Below are 23,510 nucleotides of genomic sequence, written 5' to 3'. Positions count from 1 at the left end.
TATAAATTGTTTTTAACATTTTGACAAGACCATACCCTGCTAGGAGTACTAATCTTCGGCAATAAAACCATCATTCTCGATAAAGTGGTGTTCTGTCATTCCTTGGTCAGTAAAGACGATCCCATGAAGGACACCGCCATAGACAGCTCCTCCATCCATGCCAATCTTGCCATCTTCTGTCATCCAAAGCTCAGCAGTACCTCGGTCTTGCTTCAGTAAGCCATAAACTGGTGTATGCCCAAAGACAATGATTTTCCCAGTATGATTTTCGGCTTCGTGGAATGGCTTTCTGAGCCAGACTTTCTTGTAATCAGTCGTTTCATGCCAATCATCCAAGGTCAAGTCAATACCCGCATGAACAAAGATATACTTGTCTGTCTCTACTACAAATGGCATTTGACGAATAAATTCGACCAAGTCTGCCGCTTCAGTCGCAACGCGCTTGGCATCTTCTACGCCATCAACTGGTGCATCCAAGGGACGACCTAAAATTGAGTTAATGGTTGTATCACCACCATTGCGACGATAATGGTCATAGCTTTCTTCTGGGTCATCGAGCCAAGTCAAAAACATATACTCGTGGTTTCCTGATAGACAGATAGCCCCTTGATTGTCCACCAAGTCCTTGACCATTTCTAAAACACGGCGACTATCTTCACCTCGGTCAATCAAATCCCCTAGAAAAAGCAACTGAGTTTGACCATCCCAGGTTTTGAGCAGATTTTCTAGCATACCTGCCTTTCCGTGAACGTCTCCAATTACATAATAGTCTGTCATTTATTTCTCCCTCGTTTGCAATAATTCTCTCGCTTGGGTAAGGGCTGCTTCTGTTACATTCTCTCCTGCTAACATCTTAGCAACTTCCTCTACTCGTTCTTCAAGGGTAAGCAAACGAACTGTGGAAACAGTTGAATGCTCATCGCTAATCTTTTCAATAAAGAATTGATAATCCGCGATCGCAATTACTTGAGGTAAGTGAGAGATTGCTAAGACTTGGCCATGCTGACCAATCTTATGAATCTTTTGAGCAATGGCTTGGGCCACACGACCTGAAACTCCCGTATCCACCTCATCAAAGACAATACTAGTCTTACCTTCTTTGCGAGAAAAGGCGGATTTAATAGCTAGCATGAGGCGGGATAATTCCCCACCAGATGCAACTTTGACCAAAGGCTTAAAGTCCTCACCTGGGTTGGTGGAAATGTAAAATTCGACTGCTTCATTTCCTTCACGGCTGAACTTACTCTTACTAAAGCGAACCTGGAACTGTGCCTTCTCCATATAGAGATCTTGCAGTTCTTGTTTAATCTCTGCCTCAAGCTGCTGGGCCAAGTCATGACGAGCAGATGCAAGTTGCCCTGCCAAATCAACAAGATTAACTTCCAATTTCTTAAGCTCTGCTTCCATATCTTCGGAAGAAAGATTATTTCCAGTCAAGAGATTGTACTCATCCGTAATCTTGGCAAAATAAAGCAAAACGTCGTCCACAGTTCCACCATACTTGCGGGTAATAGTATTCAGAAGGTCTAAGCGATTTTCAACCTGCATGAGACGATTACCATCAAAATCCAAGTCATCAATAATATCTTCCAAACGCTTGGTAATATCTTCTAAAACATAGTATGTTTCTGATAGAGAACTTGAAATTTCACGGTATTCAGGGTCATATTCTTCGACACTTTCCATGTCATTCATTGCTGAACGGACATTAGCAAGACTGGAGAATTCCTCATTGTCCAACATAGTGTAGGCATTAGTTAGCGTATCCGCAATATTTTTATGATTGAGGAGTTTATCTCGTTCTTGGTTGAGAGCCAAGTCTTCACCAGCCTGCAAGTTTGCAGCCTCAATCTCTGCCATTTGAAATTCCAACATCTCAATACGAGCCTTGTGTTCCTGCTGGTTTTTCTTGACTTCCAAAACCTGCTTACGCATTTTGCGATAGGCATCAAAGCTCGTCTGATAGGTCTCCTTCAAGTCCAAGAAAGCAGCATCACCAAACTCATCCAACATCTGAATGTGCAGTTGAGGACGCATTAACTCTTCTTGGTCATGCTGACCATGGATATCCACAAGGTGTTGCCCAATAGCACGCAAGACAGAAAGATTGACCATCTGGCCATTCACGCGACTAACACTACGACCATTTTGCAGAATTTCACGCCGGATGATAATTTCATCACCCATTTCCAAACCTTGCTCATCAAAAAGTTCCTGTAAAAGGCGACTATTTTCAACTGAGAAAAGCCCCTCAATCTCTGCCTTAGGAGCACCGTAACGAATAACGTCTGTCGTTGCACGAGCCCCCAACATGAGATTCATAGCGTCGATAATAATAGACTTTCCAGCACCCGTTTCCCCGGTTAAAACAGTCATACCCTTTTCAAAATTGAGGGAAATCGCCTCAATAATGGCAAAGTTTTTTATCGAAATTTCAAGTAACATACTGACCTACCATTTTTTGACTTGTTCAACAATTTCCTCAGCTGCCTCTGCTGTTCTAGCTACAATTAAGATAGAATCATCATCAGCTAGACAGCTAAAAATCTGTTCAGAGAATGCCTCAACCAACTGACTCTTCACAAAAATAGTATTTCCAGGAATGACAGCAAGATTAATCATATTTCCCATTAACTCAGAACTCACAATATTGTCCTCAGCCAACTGCAAACTTTTGACGATTGATTTTGGCAACTCATAGATATAGGTGTTGTTCTTCAAAGGAATTTTAACAATCCCAAGCTCCTTGATGTCCCTTGAGACAGTGGCCTGCGTAGCAGAAATACCTGCTTCCTTCAAATGCTCAACGATTTCTTCCTGAGTCCCGATTTGATAATCCGTAACAAATCTTCTAATTTTTTCAAGTCTCTCTTTTTTATTCATCTTTAAATTCTCTATGTGCTCTCTCTACAACTTTTTCTATTTCAGGGGCAACTTGATTACTTGCTCCCTCTTCCTTTTTCAAATATGCCAGAAATTCGATGTTTCCATGTCCACCTTGGATGGGAGAAAAGTCCAAACCAAGCACTGAAAAACCTTGCTCAACTGCCATAGCAGTGACAGATTCAAGGACAGTTTGATGAACCTTAGCATCTCGAATGATTCCATTTTTCCCAATCTGCTCACGACCTGCTTCAAACTGGGGTTTGACAAGTGCCACCACCTGACCTTGATCAGCCAAGACACGATGCAAAGCAGGCAAAATCAGACTGAGGGAAATGAAACTCACATCAATACTGGCAAAGCTTGGTTCCTGCTCAAAATCAGTCTTTTCAGCATAACGAAAATTAAACTGCTCCATGCTGACAACCCGCGAGTCTTGGCGTAATTTCCAAGCCAACTGATTGGTGCCAACATCGACTGCAAAGACCAACTCAGCACCATTTTGCAACATGACGTCAGTAAATCCTCCAGTGGAAGCACCGATATCAATCGTGGTCGCTCCATCAACTGACAACCCAAAGACCTGCAAGGCTTTTTCTAATTTCAAACCACCACGGCTAACATACTTGAGTTTTTCACCTTTGAGTTTTAGCTCAGTGTCATCTGGGATTTTCTCTCCTGGCTTGTCAAAACGCTCCCCATTGAGGACTGCTACAACTAGACCAGCCATGACACCGCGTTTAGCCTGTTCTCGTGTTTCAAACAAGCCCTGTTTATAAGCTAGTACATCCACTCTTTCCTTAGTCATTGATTCTCAAACTTTCTACTACTTTCACAATCGGCGCTGTTTCAAAGCTGACTTGCTGGGCAATTTCTTCTAATTTAGCCTCGGCTTGATCCAAAGTTTGGTTACAAAAGGATATAGCCTCCTCCAAGCCCAACAAGGCTGGATAGGTCGACTTTTCTGCCTGTAAATCCTTTTGCGGAGTCTTGCCGATTTCCTCAAAACTAGCGGTCATATCTAACACATCATCTCGAACTTGAAAGGCCAGCCCAATCAATTCACCCACAGTTTTTAGTTTTGCTTGGATTTCAGGCGTTAATTCTGCTATGATAGCTGCTGCTTGGAAGGGATAGGCTAGCAATTTTCCAGTCTTATTGGCATGAATGGTCTGAAGTTCTTTCAAGGACAAGTGCTGGTGTTCGCCTTCCATATCTAAAACCTGACCTGCTACCATGCCTAGACTTCCTGAAGCAAGGGATAGGTTGGCAATCAGGTCCACCTTGATCCGACTTGGCAAATCTGCCTGCGCGATCAAGGCATAGGGATCTAGGAACAAAGCGTCTCCTGCCAATATTGCCATCGCTTCGCCAAATTTCTTATGATTGGTTAAACGCCCTCGACGATAATCGTCATCATCCATGGCAGGAAGATCATCATGAATCAAGCTTCCTGTATGAATCATTTCCAAGGCCGCAGCTACCTGCGCGTGTGCTGGTTTAATAGCGACTTGCAAGGCTTCCAGAACCTCCAACAAGAGAAAAGGCCGAATACGCTTGCCCCCAGCATGAATGGAATAGAGAACGGACTCTCGCAAACTAGAGGCAAACTGCTGGTCTCCATAAAAATCTTCCAAGGCAGACTCGACAAGAGCTAATTTTTCTTGCTTCTTCATTCAAAATCACTTTCTGTTCCGTCTTCTTGCATGACCTTAACCAAGGTCTTTTCAGCCCTGTCCAGCGTCGCTTGGAGCTCTTTTGACAAGACCATTCCCTTTTGAAAGGCGGCAATCGCATCTTCCAAAGCGATTTCACCATTTTCTAAACTTTGGACAATGGTCTCCAGTTCTGCTAGATTTTCCTCAAATTTCTTTTGTTTTGACATCTTTAACCTCTAATTCTACTTGACCATCTCGCATCAAAAGCGTCACTTGGTCTTTTTTCTTCAAACTCTCAACCGAGTCTACTACGGACTCTTCCTTTTTGACAATAGCATAACCACGCGCCACGATTCGACTGGTATCCAACATCAGCAGAGCTTCTGAAAGTCGCTTCACTTCAGCAACCTTGGCATCATAAACCAGCGCCATTTGGCTACGTAGGAGCTTGTCCAACTGGCTTAAGCGATCTTGATAGCGTTGGATTTTGGTAACAGGTGATAATTGGACTAGTTGATGCGTCCTTGCTTGAACTAGCTGTTTATTATCAGAAATCTGTGTTCGCAAACTTTGTTTTAAGCGTAGTTGTAGTTGATCTAACCGTTGCAAATAACCATCATACAAGCGCTCTGGCTGTCTAAAAATCACAGACTGACTGCATTTTTTCAGAGCTTCTTGTTTCTTAGATAGGACATTTCGGACTGCTGTTGACATCCGTTTTTCTTGATTTTGCAAATGAGTCAAAAGATCCAACTTGGTTACAGGTGTTGCCAGTTCAGCTGCAGCTGTTGGCGTCGCAGCACGACGATCGGCCACAAAGTCTGCCAAGGTCACATCCGTCTCATGCCCAACACTAGAAATAACTGGCAAACGAGATTCAAAAATAGCCCGTACCACGATCTCTTCGTTAAAAGCCCAGAGATCCTCGATGGAACCCCCACCACGACCAATGATGAGAACATCTAGGTCCTCACGTTGATTGGCACGCGCAATATTTCGAGCAATTTCCTCCGCAGCTCCATCACCTTGTACCTTGGTCGGATAGAGAAGGATATCAACACCTGGAAAACGTCTGCTGACGGTCGTGATAATATCTCGAATAACAGCTCCACTGCGACTGGTTACCACACCGATTCGCTTAGCAAATTGGGGAAGAGGTTGCTTGAATCTCTCTTGAAATAGACCTTCTTCCGTCAATTTTTTCTTGAGTTGTTCAAACTGAATCGCGAGCGCCCCAACCCCATCAGGCTCAGCTTTTTCAATGATGATAGAGTAGCTCCCGCTGGGTTCATAGATTTGCACACGCCCAATCACATTGATTTTCATTCCCTCTTCGAGGTCGAAACCCAATTTTTGATAAATCCCTGACCAGATGGTCGCTTGAATGACTGCATGGTCGTCTTTTAGGGAGAAATATTGGTGAGTAGGTCGTTTACGAAAGTTGGAAACTTGACCAGTTAAATAGACCCGTTCCAAGTAAGGGTCTTTATCGAATTTCATTTTCAGATACTTGGTCAAAGTTGTTACCGATAAATACTTTTCCATCTCCACCTACTATTCATTTTCTTGCTTTTCCATGGGTATTATTATACCAAAAACATGCTTAAAAATCACCTTTTTCCTACTGAAACTAAAGGAAAAATAGAAAAAGGAGGCTAGGCCTCCTCATCTGATTATTTACTGTTTCGCGCTTCTTCCAAAATCTTTGCAATCTTGGTCGTCAAAAGGTCGATAGCAACGGTATTGCTGACTCCCTCAGGAATGACGATATCGGCATAACGCTTAGTCGGCTCGATAAACTGGTGGTACATAGGTTTAACTACACCTAAGTACTGCTCAATGACACTGTCAAGGCTACGTCCACGCTCCTCCATATCACGCTTGATCCGGCGAATAATACGCACGTCATCATCTGTATCCACAAAAATCTTGATATCCATCAAATCGCGCAGACGCTTGTCCTCCAAGACCAAAATTCCCTCAACGATAAAGACATCTTGAGGCTCCTGACGATAGGTCTTGCTACTCCGTGTATGCGCTGTATAGTCATAAGTCGGGATGTCCACCGGGCGCCCTGCCAACAATTCCTTAATTTGCTCAATCATTAAGTCTGTATCAAAAGCAAAAGGATGGTCGTAGTTGGTTTTGACACGCTCTTCAAAGGTCAAGTGAGACTGATCCTTGTAGTATGAATCATGCTCAATCATGGAAATCTTTTCATCAGGAAAATGCGATAAAATGGCTCTTGAAACACTGGTTTTTCCTCCACCAGAACCACCTGTCACTCCGATAATGATTGGTCTATTTTGCATGCTATCCTCCGTTTTTTTATCCGTCGTCTATTCTATCATATTTTTTTCAAAATTTATAGTCTGGTTTGGATAGTCTAGGGGAAACAAATCCATCCCCACACTCCAGTTAGACTAGCCAAAAACCTTTCTTGGTTTGTAGAAATTGTCCCTTTTTTCTAAAATGGCAAGCAATTTATCACCTTCAAAAGCAGCCAATTCTTTGTCCGTTTGGTCTAGCTCGATAAAACGACCAAAGCGCACTTCTGTAGCCTCTTCTGGACTTAGGAAAACTTTGACAAGGTCCCCTGTACCAATCTCAAGAGGGTGGAGAAAGTCAAGTTGACCAGCCTCAACTCTTTCGGCAATTTCTTCCAAGGTAAGAGCCTCATCTAACTGCAAACCTGCAGCACTGGTACGTGTTAGGTGAGACATATGGGCCGCATAACCCAGCTTCTCTCCCAAGTCAACAGACAAGATACGGATATAAGTCCCCTTACTACATTTCACACGAAAAGTGAATCGTGCAAGTTCGCCCTCATAAGAAATCGGACTCGTCCGCTCAAATTGATAAATGGTCACCTGACGTTCTGGACGCTCCACTTCCTGACCTGCACGCGCATACTCATAGAGCTTGCGACCATTGACCTTGACAGCCGAGTACATAGGTGGAATCTGAGTAATAGGCCCAGTCAGACTCGCAATCGCTTCATCGACAGTGGTTTCATCCAAGGGCGACAAAACAGGAGTTTCTGCGACTACTTCCCCACTAGCATCCTCGGTCGTCGTTGAATAGCCGAGAGTGATTTCCCCCTCATAGACCTTGCCCTCATCCTGCATAAACTCGACCATGCGGGTCGCCTTGCCCACCGCAATAGGCAAAACACCCACTACATCCGGATCCAGGGTCCCACCATGACCGATTTTCTTTGTTCCCAAAATCTTACGCAGTTTAAAAACCGCGTCATGCGAAGTCATCCCCGCTTCTTTTTTTAAGTTAATAATACCGTTCATCTGTTGCTTTCTCACTCTCCCTTCAGCGCATCAAACTTGGCTTTCATAGTTGGGTTTTTTCGGGTCAATTTTTTTACTGAAACATCTTCCAATTTGTTATTGGCGAGGCGGAGTTGGTTTTCGGATGTGGTTAGGAATTTCTTAACCTCTTCCATGCGTTTGATAGCCTTATCAATTTCGTCGATGGCTTTACCAAAGTTAGTTGAAGCTGAATTGTAGTTCTTGGCAAAGGCTAGTTTAAAGGCATCCAAATCTTCCTCAAAGTGAGTGATATCAATGTTTTGTTCACGGACAAGTGCCAACTCTTGCTTATATTTCAAAGAATTAAGCGCAGCATTTCGCAAGAGACCAATCAACTGGATAAAGAACTGGGGACGAATCACATACATCTTTTCATACTCATGACTGACATCAACAATCCCTGTATTAAAGTAGTCGTTATCTGCTTCTAGCATGGTCACCAGAACCGCATATTCGCAGTTTTTCTCCCGACGGTCCTTGTCCAATTCCTTGTAGAAGTCCGCATTCTTGTGCCTTTTCTCTGTCCCATCCGCTTCGTTTTTCATCTCAAACATGATGGAAATAATTTCCACTCCATTTTCATCACATTCACGGAAGATAAAGTCTCCCTTAGATCCACGCGCAGAGACCTTGTTATCCTTCTCAAAGTAGGCATTTGGAAAGGCAAAACTACGAACCTTGTTAAACTCACTCTCTGCATACTGTTCCAAACTTTCCCCGATAGCTTTTGTGGATTGTTGGGCTTTGAAATTCTTATAGAACTCGACCTGTTCACTAGCTGCCTTGAGCTGAGCTTCGTAATTTTGCTTAACAGAAGCCAAAGATAACTCATTTTCCTTTTCCTGCAAGAGGAGCTGGTTTTTGACCTGATCACGCTCTCTTTCTAAATCAGAGAGAGTCTTTTGCAGTTGGTTTTCATGCTCTAAACGCAAGGTCGCCAATTGGTTTTCCAAGGCCTGCACTTCCTTGTCCTTTGCTAATAAGGCCTGATGACTTGTCTGTTCAACCTCTTTCTTAGCCAACTCTTGCTCTGTATCAAAGTTTTGGATTTGACTCTGCAGTTGCGCGATTTCTTGGTCTTTTTGAGCTAGTTTAATCTGTTGCTCATTCATAGCCTTTTGCTCAGCCAAGGCTAGCTCCTGCTTCATGCGATCGTGCAGTTCCTTATCAAATTCTGCCGTTCTCACTTGAGACAAGAGTTCGGCATACTGACTCTCATTTACTGTAAAGACTTCCCCACAGTTGGGGCATTTGATTTCGTTCATAGGGGGTACCTCGTGTTATTCAAAATAAAATATACCTAATCTACTTCTTTAGGGTCTTTTTCATATCTACCGTATTGCTTCTTCTAATAAATTTGCTTCATAAGGAATCAAATTCCTAATTATAAGAGATAAATTTCTTCTTAGATATTGTATTATATGAGAATCTTCAATAAGATTATCAGGTATATTTCTAATTTTTTTTACAGCTGAGCTTGGTACACCATAATCAATTAAAAATTGTAATCTTTCATCAATCTGTTCATTCTCTAATAAAGAGGCAAATACAGAATAGTCCCCAGCAGGCAAACCTAATTTATTGAATACATGTCTTTGTATAGAATCAATCACAGATAAAATTTTAGGTATTTCGTACCCAGCTTCTGTTTTTTGAAATTTCAAAACAAAATCAATGGCACTATTTAAAGGATCTTTTCTTTTTTCAGACAAATAGTATTTATACTGTTCTTCAATAACTTTTCTTAATGATAGATTGACAAATTTAAGCGACATTACAGCTCTACTTTGTACAAAACCGATTCTATCATTTGATTTCAAAAATTTATATCCTAAGTAAAGAGTTTGCCATAATTTATCATAACTAGGTATACCATCCCACCTTAAATAATCTATTCCACCAGTTTTTTGCTCTTTTTCTATAAAGCGATACAAAGACTTCTGACCTTCTACTGAAATAAGATTATTCTTAATAATTTCTAAGATTTCATTATCTAAACCATCTTCTAATCTCTGTTTTCGTTCAATATCTTTCACTTCGTTACTTGAAATATTAATTAAAATTTCATCTGACACAGGATTCTGATCAACACTAGGTACATCAATAGTGAGATGTTCATCTGCAATTTCATCAATAAACACATAAACATTTCCAGTGAAATGTTCATTCATTCTACCAGCCCGACCACGTATATTTGCAAAATCAAAAAAGTCAATTTTATTATCACCTTTATGTTGACTATATACAAACATATTTTTCGCAACTGTGTTCACGCCTTCAATCAATGAAACCGTTGCAAAAAGTACTTTAATTTTCTTTTTATTAAATAAATCAATTTCTGAAGTTACTACATGCCTTGGGAGTGCTCCGTTGTGTGCCCCTACACCATGTTCTAACATTTCTTTTAATTGCCAATTAGGAGATATATTATTATCAATCCATTCAAATATATCTAATTTTTTATTTTCAGTCTCAATCTTATTCTTGCGTAAATAGTCTACATATTCTTTGGCAAGTTTATAGGCTTCATTCGGAGATTTTACATATACAATACTTGATTCTTCTTGTTTATATAGCATTTTAAATAATTTATTTTTTTTAGAGTTACCAGATAATAAATTATTATTTCTATTCCTAACCTCGATGACATTAGTATTTACTAAAGCATAATCTGTTTTAAAAAAAGCAACTTTATACCTTTCTCGGAAAGCCTCCGATAAAGAATCTACAGTAGGAGTTAAGAACATTGCTTGGGTATTATGTTTCATAACTCTTAATAACGCAACATTCAAAGAATCAATTCTACTATCATTTAGACGATTACAAATTTTATAAAATTCATCAATGACAAAAAAATCTATATTGGGAAGATTTGGAAATTCTAACACTCGTTCAGCTGTTAAAATAAAAATATTTTTCTCAAGAACTATTTGACGAGTATTAATTATTAAATTATAATCTCCTTTATACTTTGATAGTTTTTTTCTTGTTTCATCAATTAATGCAAGAGTTGGTTGTATAATTAAGATATTACAGAATTGTTTTCTTGCTACAATCTCTTCGATAAGTAAGCTTTTTCCAAAACTAGTTGGCGCGCTTACAGCTATATTATTTCCATTGGATAAAGCTATTTCTATTTCTTTTTGCTGTTGATGAAAATATATATTTGGAAGATAATCAGATTTAAAAAATTCTGTTTTTATTTGATCCTGAAGTGACAGAGTTAATTGCTCTTCTTGACAAACTTTTTCAATATAATACGGATAAAATCCTGCTCTTCCAATCAAATCAATCCACATTTCTTTTGCGTTATTATTTACATTTTCCCAAATATCTAAGATATGAATTATTACTTTTCTAGCATCAGATGTATCAATAATACTAGAAATATATTTAATAAGTTCAAAATTTTCTTCATAATTTTTTAACTCAGAATATTTTAGAATTTCTTTAATATTTTTCATCCTTGCTGCGCCCCTTTTAATTTTAAATGTAGATCTTTGACAAATTCTTTTTTGTTGTCAATGGGAAATAAAAATAAAAAAATATTTAAATGCTCATTCCACGGATGCTCTTCTATTTTTTTTAACGCTTTTTTTTCTAAAATATTAATCTCTGATTCTAATTTTTTCTTAAATGACTCTTCATCTTCAAACTCTTGCAATGACTTGCTATCAAATCCAGCAAATAATGCAATATTGATATTAGCAAGTTTATCTAAAACTTTTGTTTGGGGATTAATTAATTTTTTCATAAAATCATCAAGTTCTATGTCGCTATCATGAACACGATTTTCTATAATAACAAACTCAGAATCAAAAAATGATATTCTAAAATGTTCTTCTAAATCTTTCATCAAAGCATCAATAGCAGAACTAGATTCAGAATATAATTTAGATTCTCCAATCCACAAGATTTGATTATCAGAATCTACGTGAACTGCATCAAAACCATGCGCTGGTAGCCCCATGCTATCCTTGAAATAGATTTTTGAAATTAAAGCATCAGCATTAAAATATTCATGTAGCAGATGATATAAAAGCAATTCTCCAAACTCACCACGCTTAAGATACTTATCCTCTACTAAATCTGATTCAAGATAGTACCTACTAGCTTCTTGTAATTCTGGTATATTATACATTTTTCTCAATGCTTCCCTCTGAACTTTAGAAATATCCTGAGGTTCTTTGATTCTCTTCATTACATTATGTGATCCGAAAGCAAAAGAAGCAATGTCGTCAAACAATTCGTCATAAAACTTCTTTTTTACTTGTGAAATCTTGCCAAAATCATCTAAATCAAATCCGATATAAAATGTATGAACATTATTACTAATTTCTTTATGTTCAGAATGGCAATGGCTCATTTAGAATTTCTCCTTTTATTTATAATTATTTTTTTCAAAATCAAACTTTACTTTTTAACAATTTCACATAATCACTCTTAACACAACACCATTAAGTGATAAAACGGGAAACTTTCCAACCATTCTAAGTTCTTAAAAATTTTTCATTTTATTTGAAACTAATTGATTTAACTGAATCTTATAAGTCAAATTCAGGACTAATTTCTTCTACATCTATAATTTAATTCTGATTAGCTCCATTTGATTATTATTACTATTCCTGAATCAAACGTCCATCCCCTAAACCTTCTTGAGTTGAAAAAGAAAGTTAATTTTTAGAGACAAGTAGTTTCCTTGCCTTTCTTAATGATTCTATGTTCGTCTTAAAGTTTACTTAATATTCTCTAACAATCTCATAACAATAATACTAATCATATTTTAAACTATTATAGCAAAATAAACTATATAAGACTAGATAGTACTAGCCTTATATAGTTTATTTAATAATTAGTTACGAATTATTTATCTGTCTTACTTTATACTTTTTCCAAGGCTAAACGCAAATCTTCAATCAAATCCTCTACATTTTCAAGACCGATAGACAAGCGGATTTGGTTTGGTGTGACACCTGCTGCTTCTAGATCTTTTTCTGACAACTGACCGTGAGTGGTTGTCGCAGGATGGACAACAAGAGATTTGGCATCTGCAACGTTTGCAAGGTCAGAGAAGATTTCCAAATTATCAATGACCTTGCGTGCTTCTGTCTCTCCACCTTTGACATGGAAGGTAAAGATTGAACCAACACCTTTTGGCAAATATTTCTCAGCCAAGGCATGATATGGACTGTCAGCAAGTTTTGGATAGTTGACTTTTTCTACCTTAGGATGGTTGACAAGGAAATCAACAATTTTCTCTGCATTTTGCACATGACGTTCAACACGAAGAGAGAGAGTTTCAAGCCCTTGGAGCAAGAGAAAGGCATTAAATGGTGACAAGGCAGCACCTGTATCACGAAGCAATTGAACACGAACAGCGATAATAAAGGCTGCAGCACCCACGTCACGAGTATAGCTCAAGTTATGGTAGCTTGGGTCTTCCTCAACAAATTGAGGGAACTTCCCTGAAGCTGCCCAGTCAAAACGACCGCTATCGACAATCACTCCTCCAATAGTCGTACCATGTCCACCGATAAACTTAGTCGCTGAGTGGACTGAAATATCGACACCGTGAGAGAAAACGTTAATCAAATATGGTGTGGCAAAAGTATTGTCAGAAACGAGAGGAATCTGGTGTTTATGCGCAATCTCAGCCAATTTTTCCAAGTCAGGAATGTTAATCAAGGGATTCCCTAAGGTTTCAATCAAGACAAGTTTGGTATTGTCACCGATAGCTGCTTCTACTTCCTCCAAATTATCCACATCGACAAAGGTGGTTGTGATTCCATAACGAGGAAGGGTTTCTTTCAAGAGATTGAAAGTCCCACCGTAAATAGTTGACGCAGCCACCACATGGTCACCCGCATGAGCAAGGGCAAGAATTGTATAAGTAAGTGCAGCCATACCAGATGCTGTCGCTAGTGCTCCAACACCACCTTCAAGAGCAGCGATTCTTTCCTCAAAGGCTGCTGTTGTAGGATTTGTGATACGAGTATAGATATTGCCTGGTTTTCTCAAAGCAAACAAATCTGCACCCTCCTGCGTGTCATCAAAAACGAAGGATGTTGTTTGATAAATCGGTACTGCACGAGACTTGGTCGCTGGATCAACGACTTGCCCTGCATGCAATTGTAGGGTTTCAAATTTAAAATCACGAGTCATAAGACGACCTCCAAATAGCTTCATTAGGTATATTGTATCATCTTGGGTTAGCCTTTTCCAATACAGTTTTTCTATATTTTGATATAAGGAACAACTATGACTAGTCATACACATCAAACAAAAAAGCACGATTAACTCGTGCTCATTTCTTTAATCGACATAAGTATCTTCGTTTTTATTGAGGAAGGCGTATGGTAAGCCCATCAAGAGACCTCCTCCGATAAAGTTTCCGACAAAGGTTATACCCCAGTGACGAAGGATGTTCGGAATGTCAAAGTTTGCGATAGAATCAGCTGCAACACTAAACTTAACAATCGCAAAAGAAGCAAAGTTCGCAGCAATGTGTTCGTTTGTTAAGAATACAAACATGTAAATCGCTGATAAGACAAGCCAAAGTTTGGCGCCACCGTCTTTCACCAAAACGAATGAAAGAATGGCAATGTTTACAAAGATATTGGCTAAAATACCTTCAAGCAAGACTAGCTCATTGGAACGACCTAACTTCATCTCAACAACCCCTGAAATGAAGCTATCATGTGTTAGATTTGCATAGGCTGCTGAGTGGGCAAAGCCCCAACCTGCTATCAAAGCTCCGATAAGGTTGAATAAGGTACAGTATAGTAAAATCTCAGCTGTTTTTCTCCATGAGATTTTTTTCAAGAAACTACCAGCTGTCAAAAACATCATATTTGAAGTTACTAGCTCAGCATTCAAGAAAACAATGTAGGCCAATCCCCAAGCAAAAACGAATGGGAAGAGGAAGCGTCCACTGCCTGGTGCGATCTTATTAATCAAGTCAGCCCCAACTGCACCCGCAGCCGTACTAAATGTTAGAAAAGCACCTGCAAACATGGAACGAATCGAATACTTAAACTTACTTTGGCTATAAAGACTTTCTTTCTTCTTACAAGCAAATTCAATCTTTGAAATAAATTCTGAAGAGACCATAAAAAACTCCTAAACTTTTATTTGTGATAATTATAACATAATTCTTGTTTTCTAGAAAGCGTTTTCTGTAAAATTCTAAAATATTTATTTAAAAATCTTTATCCTAAGCCTTCTTATCCTTTTTCACAAGAACTATTTTGAACCTATTTGTTGACATAAAAAACCAGTGAAATAGCACTTCACTGGTTCATTCATTCTTAATAACGTTGTCTATACGGTTGATTAAAGGCCTTCAAAATATCCTCAGAAGTCTCAGAATAAGCTTTTGATTCTTTAAAGATTCCTTTGACGATTATACGTTCAGTCGCATTATAATCAACACAAGTAACCAAAGTAATCTCCTTTACGCCATCACGATCTTCGATTTCATCTACACGGTCTGGTGTAACACGTTTAACTTCTGTAATCACATAAGTATAAACTTTATCCTTATCCGTCAGGTAAATTTTCATACCTGCTTTGGCATTGACCAAAGGTGAGAAGAGCATTTGACTGGCATTTTCAGCAGTAAAGATATGGTGACTGGCTAGAGAATAGTTCCCTTCTCCCATTTTTTGGTCAGGTTTCATGGTCCCTGCTCCATAGAACAAGTTTACATTATCCAAACCTTTGAAAATAGGCAGGTTGATTTCTACTTCAGGAATAGCAATGCCACCGATAACTGGAAGCTTTTGGGCATCCCATTGAGAAGCCAATACAGCTTCAGATGAAATAGACTTAACAGAGTCAAAATCAAAATTTCCCTCGGATTTTAAATTTTCATCTATATTTTCCTTAGTGACTTGATTGACTTGGTATTTATTGGTATTCCAGATCAAAAAGATATCGCGAATCTTTGAATTAAAAATCAAGGCTAGGGAAAGAAGAATTAAGAAACCCGCTAAAATATTGATAAATAGATTTCTGCGCTTATTTTTCTTACTCTTTTTATTTTTCGTTTTTTTATGAGACATTATTCTGCACCTTCTGTTTCAATTTCAGTCCCAACTTCTTCTTTTTCTGCCGCAGCAACCGTTGTAAAGGTCACAATCTTGGCATCTTGGTCTAGACGCATCACCTTAACTCCCATAGTTGAGCGTCCTGTTTGTGAAATATTGGCAACGTTTGTTCGAATCATGACCCCTGTATCCGTGATAATCATCAGGTCTTCATCCCCCTTAACAGTGAGGAGACCTGCCAGAGGACCATTCTTCTCAGCAACATTGGCTGTCTTCATCCCTTTACCGCCACGGCCTTTAGTAGGGTATTCAGTAGCAAGTGTACGTTTACCATAACCTTTTTCAGTGATGATAAGGACCTCATCCTGATCAGTGATGACACTAGCACCAACTACAGTATCTCCTTCACGAAGGTTAACTCCTCGGACACCTGTCGCGATACGGCTCATGCCACGAACAGCTGACTGATTAAAGCGAACAGAATAACCAAACTTGGTACCAATGATGATATCGGTATCTTCTTCTGTCAGCAAGACATTGATTAATTCATCCTCATCCTTGAGATTCAAGGCTTTAAGTCCATTTTGACGAATATTAGCGAACTCTTTAACACTGGTTCTCTTCACAATACCGTAACGAGTTGTAAAGAAGAGATAGGCGTCATCACTACGTTCAGACTCAACATTGATGATGGTCTGAATGCTCTCACCTTCGTCCAACTTCAAAAGATTGACAACTGGCAAGCCCTTAGCGGTACGACCGTATTCAGGGATTTCATAACCTTTTAGTCGGTATACGCGTCCTTTATTAGTAAAGAAAAGCAAATGATCATGGGTGCTGGTCGAAACCAACTCACGTACAAAGTCATCATCCTTTACACCCGTACCTTGAACTCCACGACCACCACGTTTTTGAGCAGTAAACTCACCTTGGTCCAGACGTTTGATATAGCCCTTGTTAGATAGGGTAATCAAAACATCCGTTTCTTCAATCAAATCTTCATCTTCAAGAGTTAAGACTTCTCCGATCATCAACTCCGTACGACGCTTGTCACCAAACTTGCGTTTGACTTCGTCCAATTCTTCTTTGATAATTTGCGCCACACGCTCAGGTTTGGCAAGAATATCAGCCAAATCTGCAATCAAGGCAATCAATTCATCATATTCAGACTGAATCCTATCACGTTCCAATCCTGTCAAACGACGAAGACGCATATCAAGGATAGCTTGACTTTGACGTTCAGAAAGCTTGAACTTGCTCATCAACTCAGCTTGCGCTTCCGCATCTGTTTCACTGGCACGAATGATACGAATCACTTCGTCGATATGGTCAAGTGCAATTAAAAGACCCTCTAAGATGTGCGCACGCGCCTCTGCCTTTTCCTTGTCAAAACGAGTACGACGAACGACCACTTCTTTTTGGTGCTCGATATAAGCATCCAAAATTTGACGAAGGGACAAGATTTTTGGCACACCATTTTGAATCGCCAACATGTTGAAACCAAAGTTGGTTTGCATCTGGGTCATCTTGAAGAGGTTGTTAAGGATAACGTTGGCAGACGCGTCGCGTTTAACCTCGATTACAAAGCGAACGCCTTCACGATTGGACTCATCACGTACAGCTGTAATTCCCTCAATTCGTTTTTCCTGAACCAAGCGAACAATATGCTCATGTACCTTGGTTTTATTAACCATATAAGGGAATTCCGTTACAACAATACGCTCACGACCCGTCTTAGTGGTTTCAATCTCTGTACGAGAACGAAGGACAATAGAACCTTTACCGGTCTCATAAGCTTTGTGGATCCCTGATTTCCCCATGACAAGAGCACCAGTTGGAAAATCTGGACCAGGCAAGACTTCCATCAAGTCCTTAGTCGTCACTTCAGGATTGTCCATAACCAACTTCACTGCATCAATGGTTTCACCCAAGTTGTGAGGTGGAATATTGGTTGCCATCCCAACAGCGATACCAGTTGCCCCATTGACCAAAAGGTTTGGAAAACGAGCTGGCAAAACCAAGGGTTCACGTTCGTTAGCATCGTAGTTATCTACGAAATCAACTGTGTTTTTATTGATATCACGAAGCATTTCAAGAGCAATCTTGCTCATACGTGCCTCAGTGTACCGTTGCGCGGCAGCACCATCCCCGTCCATAGAACCAAAGTTTCCATGCCCATCAACAAGCATGTAACGGTAGCTCCACCACTGGGCCATACGAACCATGGCTTCGTAAATAGAGGAATCTCCGTGCGGGTGGTATTTACCCATAACATCCCCTGTAATACGGGCTGATTTTTTATGAGGTTTGTCTGGTGTAACACCTAGTTCATTCATTCCGTAAAGAATACGACGGTGAACAGGTTTTAAGCCATCTCGAACATCAGGAAGGGCCCGCGCGACGATAACGCTCATGGCGTAGTCGATAAAGCTGGTCTTCATCTCCTTTGTCAGATTGACATTCACTAAATTTCTATCCTGCATTCATAAATGCCTCATTTCACTATTAGTAATTAGATATATTATACCATAATTTGTCCTTCATTTCAGCCTTTGGAAATCGCTAAAACGTTTACATCGATAACCGAATAGAATATTCGTGACAAAGCTTTTTAAAAGTGATAGAATGAAAGTGTCTGGGGATTCCCCTAAAAAAAATGAAGGAGATGTTTAGATAATGACTTCAACTAAACAACACAAAAAAGTGATCCTTGTTGGTGACGGTGCCGTAGGTTCATCTTACGCTTTCGCACTTGTTAACCAAGGAATTGCACAAGAGCTTGGAATTATCGAAATTCCTCAATTACACGAAAAAGCTGTAGGTGATGCGCTTGATCTTAGCCACGCCCTTGCCTTCACTTCACCTAAAAAAATCTACGCTGCACAATACGCTGACTGTGCAGACGCTGACCTTGTTGTTATCACTGCAGGTGCTCCTCAAAAACCAGGTGAAACTCGTCTTGACCTTGTAGGTAAAAACTTGGCTATCAACAAATCAATCGTAACACAAGTTGTTGAATCAGGTTTTGATGGTATCTTCCTTGTTGCAGCTAACCCAGTTGACGTTTTGACTTACTCAACTTGGAAATTCTCTGGATTCCCTAAAGAACGTGTTATCGGTTCAGGTACTTCACTTGACTCAGCACGTTTCCGTCAAGCACTTGCTGAAAAATTGGATGTTGATGCTCGTTCAGTTCACGCCTACATCATGGGTGAACACGGAGATTCTGAATTTGCGGTTTGGTCACACGCTAACATCGCTGGTGTAAACCTTGAAGAATTCCTTAAAGACACTCAAAACGTTCAAGAATCTGAATTGATTGAATTGTTCGAAGGAGTTCGTGACGCTGCCTACACAATCATCAACAAAAAAGGAGCTACATACTACGGTATCGCTGTAGCACTTGCTCGTATCACAAAAGCAATCCTTGATGACGAAAATGCAGTACTTCCACTTTCAGTCTTCCAAGAAGGTCAATACGGTGTTAAAAACGTCTTTATCGGTCAACCAGCTGTTGTTGGTGCGCACGGTATCGTTCGTCCAGTAAACATCCCATTGAATGATGCTGAAACTCAAAAAATGCAAGCATCAGCTAAAGAATTGCAAGCTATCATTGATGAAGCATGGAAAAACCCTGAATTCCAAGCAGCTTCTAAAAACTAATGAAAAGAAGGTTCTCATACGTGAGAACCTTTTTCTTTTTTTTGCCCCAAAAATACCCCAAAACAACAAAAAAAGCCTATCGACCAAGCAATGAAGCTTGATACAATAGGCTTTTTTAAATTCATTATTTAACAGCGTCTTTAAGAGCTTTACCAGCTTTGAATGCTGGAACTTTAGAAGCTGCGATTTTGATTTCTTTACCAGTTTGTGGGTTGCGACCTTTACGTGCAGCACGCTCACGAACTTCAAAGTTACCGAAACCGATCAATTGAACTTTTTCTCCAGCTGCAAGGTATTCAGTTACTGCTGCAAATACAGCGTCAACTGCTGCTGCTGAATCTTTCTTAGTCAATTCTGTAGCTTCTGCTACTTTAGCGATCAAATCTTGTTTGTTTGCCATGTTAACAAATCCTCCAAATAATTTCTAATTAACAAATATAATCATATCCTAAAATCGACTATAGGTCAAGTCAAAAACACTATTTTGACCATTTTTTCTCTATTTTTTTAGGAATTGTAGCGAATTAGAATCGCCCAAGCATTCTCTCCAGTATGAGTTTGAATAATAGAGCCAGTTTCCAATACAGATATTGGCTTCTCAACATAAGGTTGTAATAATGCCTTCATCTCATTCGCCCATTCGTTCGTTCCAGCGTAGGAAATTCCAATCTCAGCAACTGATTTTTTGGAAAGAGTCTCGGTTAATTCCTCAAGCCACTTTTTGAAAGTTTTCGCTCCACGTCCTTTGACGATTGGTTGGAGTTCGTGGTTTTTCATCTGCATTACTACACGAATATTCAAGAGTGAGCTTAGTAATCCTGTCACACGTCCAATACGACCACCCTTAACTAAGTTTTCTAGCGTCGAAACACCGATATAGAGTTCTGTATGATTTTTGACGTCCTCTACATGAGCTAAGATCGTTTCTAAATCTTTACCTTCTTTAGCAAGTTTTGCGGCTTCAACAACTTGGAACTTCATTGCTTGATCTGTAAAAGAACTATCAATAACCGTTACATCAGCAGTTGAGAGGCTTGCCCCTTGGCGAGCAGCTTCTACAGTTCCAGACAAGGCATGGGACATGTGAATGGCGATAATTTGACTGCCATCTTTACCTAGTTCTTCAAAGACCTCAGCAAACACTCCTACAGGTGGCTGGCTTGTTTTAGGCAGATTCTTACTTTGTTGCATAAGATGAAGGAATTCTCCCTCTTTCAAATCTGCATCCGAATAAAGCACACTATCAATCATAACTGATAGAGGGACAACAGTGATATTTAATTCTTTAACTACTTCTGGTTCGATAGTAACAGAAGAGTCCGTTACAATTTTTACTTGTGTCATAATTCAATCTTTCTATTCTTCTCGATAGGATTGGGATTTTCTCCTTTATTATATCAAAAAAATGATAAAAAATCATAAGTGATCCGATGAAAAGAACTGAATTTTTGGTATAATCTATCTATAGAAAAGTGAGGAACAGCCATGATTCGAAAACTTCAACCGATTATCACTATTATTTTTGGAGCTGCTATCTATGCCTTCGGTCTTACCTACTTTGTTGTTCCTTATCATTTATTTGAGGGAGGGGCGACAGGTATTACCTTGATTACCTACTATCTTTTTAAAATCCCTGTCTCATTGATGAACCTCTTAATCAATATCCCTTTATTTATCCTGGCTTGGAAGATATTTGGACCTAAGACCCTCTACTCCAGTCTTTTAGGATCTATTTCACTTTCCGTTTGGCTAGCAATTTTTGAGCGCATTCCTTTGCACATCGACTTGCAAGGGGATCTCATCATTGTCGCTTTAGTCTCAGGAGTCTTACTGGGGGTTGGTTTAGGAATTATCTTTAATGCTGGTGGAACCACTGGTGGCTCTGATATCGTTGCCCGTATCCTCAACAAATACACCAATATTTCGATTGGTAAATTGCTTTTTGGGATTGACTTTTTTATCCTAATGTTGATTTTGATTATCTTCCAGGACCTTCGTCTAGTTACCTATACCCTCTTATTTGACTTTATCATCGCTCGTGTTATCGACTTGATCGGCGAAGGAGGTTATGCTGGTAAAGGATTTATGATTATTACCCAATATCCTGATCAATTGGCCAAAGAGATTAACGATGAACTCGGACGTGGCGTTACCTTTATATCTGGTCAAGGCTACTACAGCAAAAAGGATTTAAAAATTATCTACTGTATCGTCGGTCGAAACGAAATCGTTAAAATGAAAGATATGATTCACAAAATTGATCCTCAAGCCTTTATCACCATCACTGAGGCTCATGAAATTCTGGGTGAAGGATTTACTTATGTGAAAGATTAAAAAAGCTGGGAATTCCCAGCTTTTATTCTTCTTCTGCGAGGGTTGAATGGCGGAACCCGTAAGTAAAGTAAATGACTAGACCAACTAGAAGAGCAATGCCAAAGGCGATCCAGGTATCTAGACTATATTGAAGCATAAAGGAAACACAGATAAGGATGGAAAGGATTGGCAAAAGTGGTACCAAAGGAGTTTTAAACTCTCCCTCTTTTGGCATACCCTTATCCTTTCTGAGTTTTATTATTCCGTAGGCTAGCAAAATGAGATAAGCTAGCGTACAGATATTTAAGAAGGCTGCAATACTGGCTAGAGGAAAGACTCCTGCAGCAATGGCTGAAGCAACTCCTGTTAAGAGGGTCGCATTTTTAGGAACGCGACTAGTCTTGCTTAATTGTTTGAAACTTTGAGGTAAAAGTCCATCACGTGCTAAGCTATAAATCATCCGAGACAAAGCATAAGTCATGGAGATACATACGGTTATCAGGGTTAGAATGGCTACAAGCGAAACATAATTTGCAGCCCAGCCGATACCAATACTCCGTAATGAAAATGCTACTGCATCGTCCACATTGAGCTTACTGTAGTGAACAATCCCTGTCAATACTAAGGTTACCAAGGCATAGAGAATGGTGACGATTGTCAGAGAAAGCACAATTCCGCGAGGAATATTTTTTTGCGGGCTTTGAATTTCATCAACTGCCATGGAAATAGACTCAAATCCTAGAAAACCAAAGAACATCAAAGATGCACCCGCCATAATCCCAGTACTTCCACCATATAGTTGACCAAAACCAAATGGAGCAAAATTCGTCCAATTTTCTGGCTTGATGTACCAAATACCAACTAGAATAAATAAGGCGAGAGCTGAGAATTTCAAGACCACTAAAAGCGAATTAAATCTCAAAGCTGCCTTAGAATTTAATAAAACCAATCCCGTTACCAAGGTAAGTACTAAAATAGGCAGAAGATCTATATAGGTTCCTTGTTCAGGGTTAAAGGTTCCATTCAAGGCTTGGGGCATGGAGATACCATAATTACTGAGCAATCCCTTAAAGTAAGCTGCCCAGCCAGACGCCACACCTGAAACAGCCGTCATGAATTCCATGATGGTCAGCCAGCCAGCAATCCAGGCTGGCAATTCTCCTAAAATCGCATAGAGGTAACTATAAGCACCACCAGTAGCAGGCACACGAGAGGCAAATTCTGCGAAAAAGAGGGCTGATAGAGAAACACACAGAGCAGAAATCACAATGGAAATCACTAATGAGGGACCAGCTAGGGTAGCCGCTGCTGTTCCTGTAATGGTGAAAATCCCTGTCCCCACCATGGCACCAATCCCTAGAAGAATCAAATCCCACAACTTCAAATGGCGGTGCATCTCTGTCTGTCTCAGACTAACATCCTTGGTTCTAAAAATATTCATACTTCATCTCCACTAAATGTAATTGTTTTATTTTACCATATAAAAGCAGTTTTGTGAATATTTATTAGGTCCTTTTTTGAAAAAAATTCTGAACAGAAAGGATTCCTGTTCAGAATTTGCATTTTTACCCACTGATTCTTTCAATTTGTTACTGATCAAGCGAGTAGGCTCAACAGTATAC

The 23,510-nt window shown here is 39.6% G+C and carries 21 protein-coding genes; 2 read left to right on the top strand and 19 right to left on the bottom strand.

Annotated elements, in window-relative coordinates:
* Positions 1-48: 48 nt before the first annotated feature.
* The 16 genes from KX728_RS04175 to gyrA all read right to left on the bottom strand — a co-directional run bounded on the left by KX728_RS04175 (position 49) and on the right by gyrA (position 18,395).
* Positions 49-777, bottom strand: a complete 729-nt coding sequence (locus tag KX728_RS04175) for a metallophosphoesterase family protein (RefSeq protein WP_215804728.1) — start codon at positions 775-777, stop codon at positions 49-51.
* On the bottom strand, positions 778-2,445 hold the full coding sequence (gene recN / locus KX728_RS04170) for a DNA repair protein RecN (protein WP_215804729.1): 1,668 nt from the start codon (positions 2,443-2,445) through the stop codon (positions 778-780).
* Between the two features lie 6 nt (positions 2,446-2,451).
* Entirely contained in the window at positions 2,452-2,883 is a 432-nt protein-coding gene (locus KX728_RS04165; RefSeq protein ID WP_001034390.1) for an arginine repressor, read from the bottom strand.
* Positions 2,876-3,691 (bottom strand): TlyA family RNA methyltransferase, encoded by an 816-nt coding sequence (locus tag KX728_RS04160; protein WP_070697266.1) that lies wholly within the window; start codon positions 3,689-3,691, stop codon positions 2,876-2,878. The genes KX728_RS04165 and KX728_RS04160 overlap by 8 nt, the downstream gene beginning before the upstream one ends.
* Positions 3,684-4,559, bottom strand: a complete 876-nt coding sequence (locus tag KX728_RS04155; protein ID WP_215804730.1) for a polyprenyl synthetase family protein — start codon at positions 4,557-4,559, stop codon at positions 3,684-3,686. Before KX728_RS04155 ends, KX728_RS04160 begins: the two co-directional genes overlap by 8 nt.
* Positions 4,556-4,768 carry an exodeoxyribonuclease VII small subunit gene (locus KX728_RS04150; RefSeq protein ID WP_215804731.1) on the bottom strand — a complete coding sequence of 71 codons (213 nt, stop codon included), beginning with the start codon at positions 4,766-4,768 and terminating at the stop codon, positions 4,556-4,558. Before KX728_RS04150 ends, KX728_RS04155 begins: the two co-directional genes overlap by 4 nt.
* Complete coding sequence (gene xseA / locus KX728_RS04145; RefSeq protein WP_000417445.1) at positions 4,746-6,086, bottom strand: exodeoxyribonuclease VII large subunit; 1,341 nt, start codon at positions 6,084-6,086, stop codon at positions 4,746-4,748. The genes KX728_RS04150 and xseA overlap by 23 nt, the downstream gene beginning before the upstream one ends.
* A 128-nt stretch (positions 6,087-6,214) precedes the next feature.
* Positions 6,215-6,853, bottom strand: coding sequence for a uridine kinase (gene udk / locus KX728_RS04140; RefSeq protein ID WP_001181372.1), 639 nt, complete (start codon positions 6,851-6,853; stop codon positions 6,215-6,217).
* A 111-nt stretch (positions 6,854-6,964) separates the two neighbouring features.
* On the bottom strand, positions 6,965-7,843 hold the full coding sequence (gene truB, locus KX728_RS04135; RefSeq protein WP_001013282.1) for a tRNA pseudouridine(55) synthase TruB: 879 nt from the start codon (positions 7,841-7,843) through the stop codon (positions 6,965-6,967).
* 11 nt (positions 7,844-7,854) lie between these two features.
* On the bottom strand, positions 7,855-9,129 hold the full coding sequence (locus KX728_RS04130; RefSeq protein WP_001002599.1) for a DUF2130 domain-containing protein: 1,275 nt from the start codon (positions 9,127-9,129) through the stop codon (positions 7,855-7,857).
* Positions 9,130-9,195: 66 nt separating this feature from the next.
* Entirely contained in the window at positions 9,196-11,328 is a 2,133-nt protein-coding gene (locus tag KX728_RS04125) for a DEAD/DEAH box helicase (protein ID WP_070697271.1), read from the bottom strand.
* Positions 11,325-12,230, bottom strand: a complete 906-nt coding sequence (locus tag KX728_RS04120; RefSeq protein ID WP_000017579.1) for a HamA C-terminal domain-containing protein — start codon at positions 12,228-12,230, stop codon at positions 11,325-11,327. The genes KX728_RS04125 and KX728_RS04120 overlap by 4 nt, the downstream gene beginning before the upstream one ends.
* 515 nt (positions 12,231-12,745) lie before the next feature.
* Positions 12,746-14,026, bottom strand: coding sequence for an O-acetylhomoserine aminocarboxypropyltransferase/cysteine synthase family protein (locus tag KX728_RS04115; protein ID WP_000196304.1), 1,281 nt, complete (start codon positions 14,024-14,026; stop codon positions 12,746-12,748).
* Between the two features lie 150 nt (positions 14,027-14,176).
* On the bottom strand, positions 14,177-14,974 hold the full coding sequence (locus tag KX728_RS04110) for a formate/nitrite transporter family protein (RefSeq protein ID WP_215804732.1): 798 nt from the start codon (positions 14,972-14,974) through the stop codon (positions 14,177-14,179).
* Positions 14,975-15,171: 197 nt separating this feature from the next.
* Positions 15,172-15,927, bottom strand: coding sequence for a class A sortase (locus tag KX728_RS04105; RefSeq protein ID WP_215804733.1), 756 nt, complete (start codon positions 15,925-15,927; stop codon positions 15,172-15,174).
* Entirely contained in the window at positions 15,927-18,395 is a 2,469-nt protein-coding gene (gyrA, locus tag KX728_RS04100) for a DNA gyrase subunit A (protein ID WP_215804734.1), read from the bottom strand. The genes KX728_RS04105 and gyrA overlap by 1 nt, the downstream gene beginning before the upstream one ends.
* 193 nt (positions 18,396-18,588) lie before the next feature.
* Between gyrA and KX728_RS04095 the strand changes: the two genes are divergently transcribed.
* Entirely contained in the window at positions 18,589-19,575 is a 987-nt protein-coding gene (locus KX728_RS04095) for an L-lactate dehydrogenase (protein ID WP_000204719.1), read from the top strand.
* Positions 19,576-19,699: 124 nt separating this feature from the next.
* Here KX728_RS04095 and hbs read toward each other — a convergent pair whose 3' ends face one another.
* Positions 19,700-19,975 (bottom strand): non-specific DNA-binding protein Hbs, encoded by a 276-nt coding sequence (hbs, locus tag KX728_RS04090; protein ID WP_001284636.1) that lies wholly within the window; start codon positions 19,973-19,975, stop codon positions 19,700-19,702.
* A 107-nt stretch (positions 19,976-20,082) separates the two neighbouring features.
* On the bottom strand, positions 20,083-20,919 hold the full coding sequence (locus KX728_RS04085; RefSeq protein WP_070697275.1) for a DegV family protein: 837 nt from the start codon (positions 20,917-20,919) through the stop codon (positions 20,083-20,085).
* Between the two features lie 141 nt (positions 20,920-21,060).
* On the opposite strand from KX728_RS04085, the gene KX728_RS04080 reads away from it, so the two are divergent.
* The gene (locus tag KX728_RS04080; RefSeq protein ID WP_044020617.1) at positions 21,061-21,909 is read left to right on the top strand and encodes a YitT family protein; all 849 of its coding nucleotides are present in this window, start codon (positions 21,061-21,063) and stop codon (positions 21,907-21,909) included.
* A 22-nt stretch (positions 21,910-21,931) separates the two neighbouring features.
* On the opposite strand, the gene KX728_RS04075 is transcribed toward KX728_RS04080, so the two are convergent.
* Positions 21,932-23,329 (bottom strand): APC family permease, encoded by a 1,398-nt coding sequence (locus KX728_RS04075; protein WP_215804735.1) that lies wholly within the window; start codon positions 23,327-23,329, stop codon positions 21,932-21,934.
* Positions 23,330-23,510 lie beyond the last annotated feature (181 nt).

This window comes from Streptococcus oralis (assembly GCF_019334565.1).
In the GTDB taxonomy this organism is placed as follows: Bacteria; Bacillota; Bacilli; order Lactobacillales; family Streptococcaceae; genus Streptococcus; species Streptococcus oralis_CR.
This window is presented reverse-complemented; position numbering and strand designations above follow the sequence as displayed.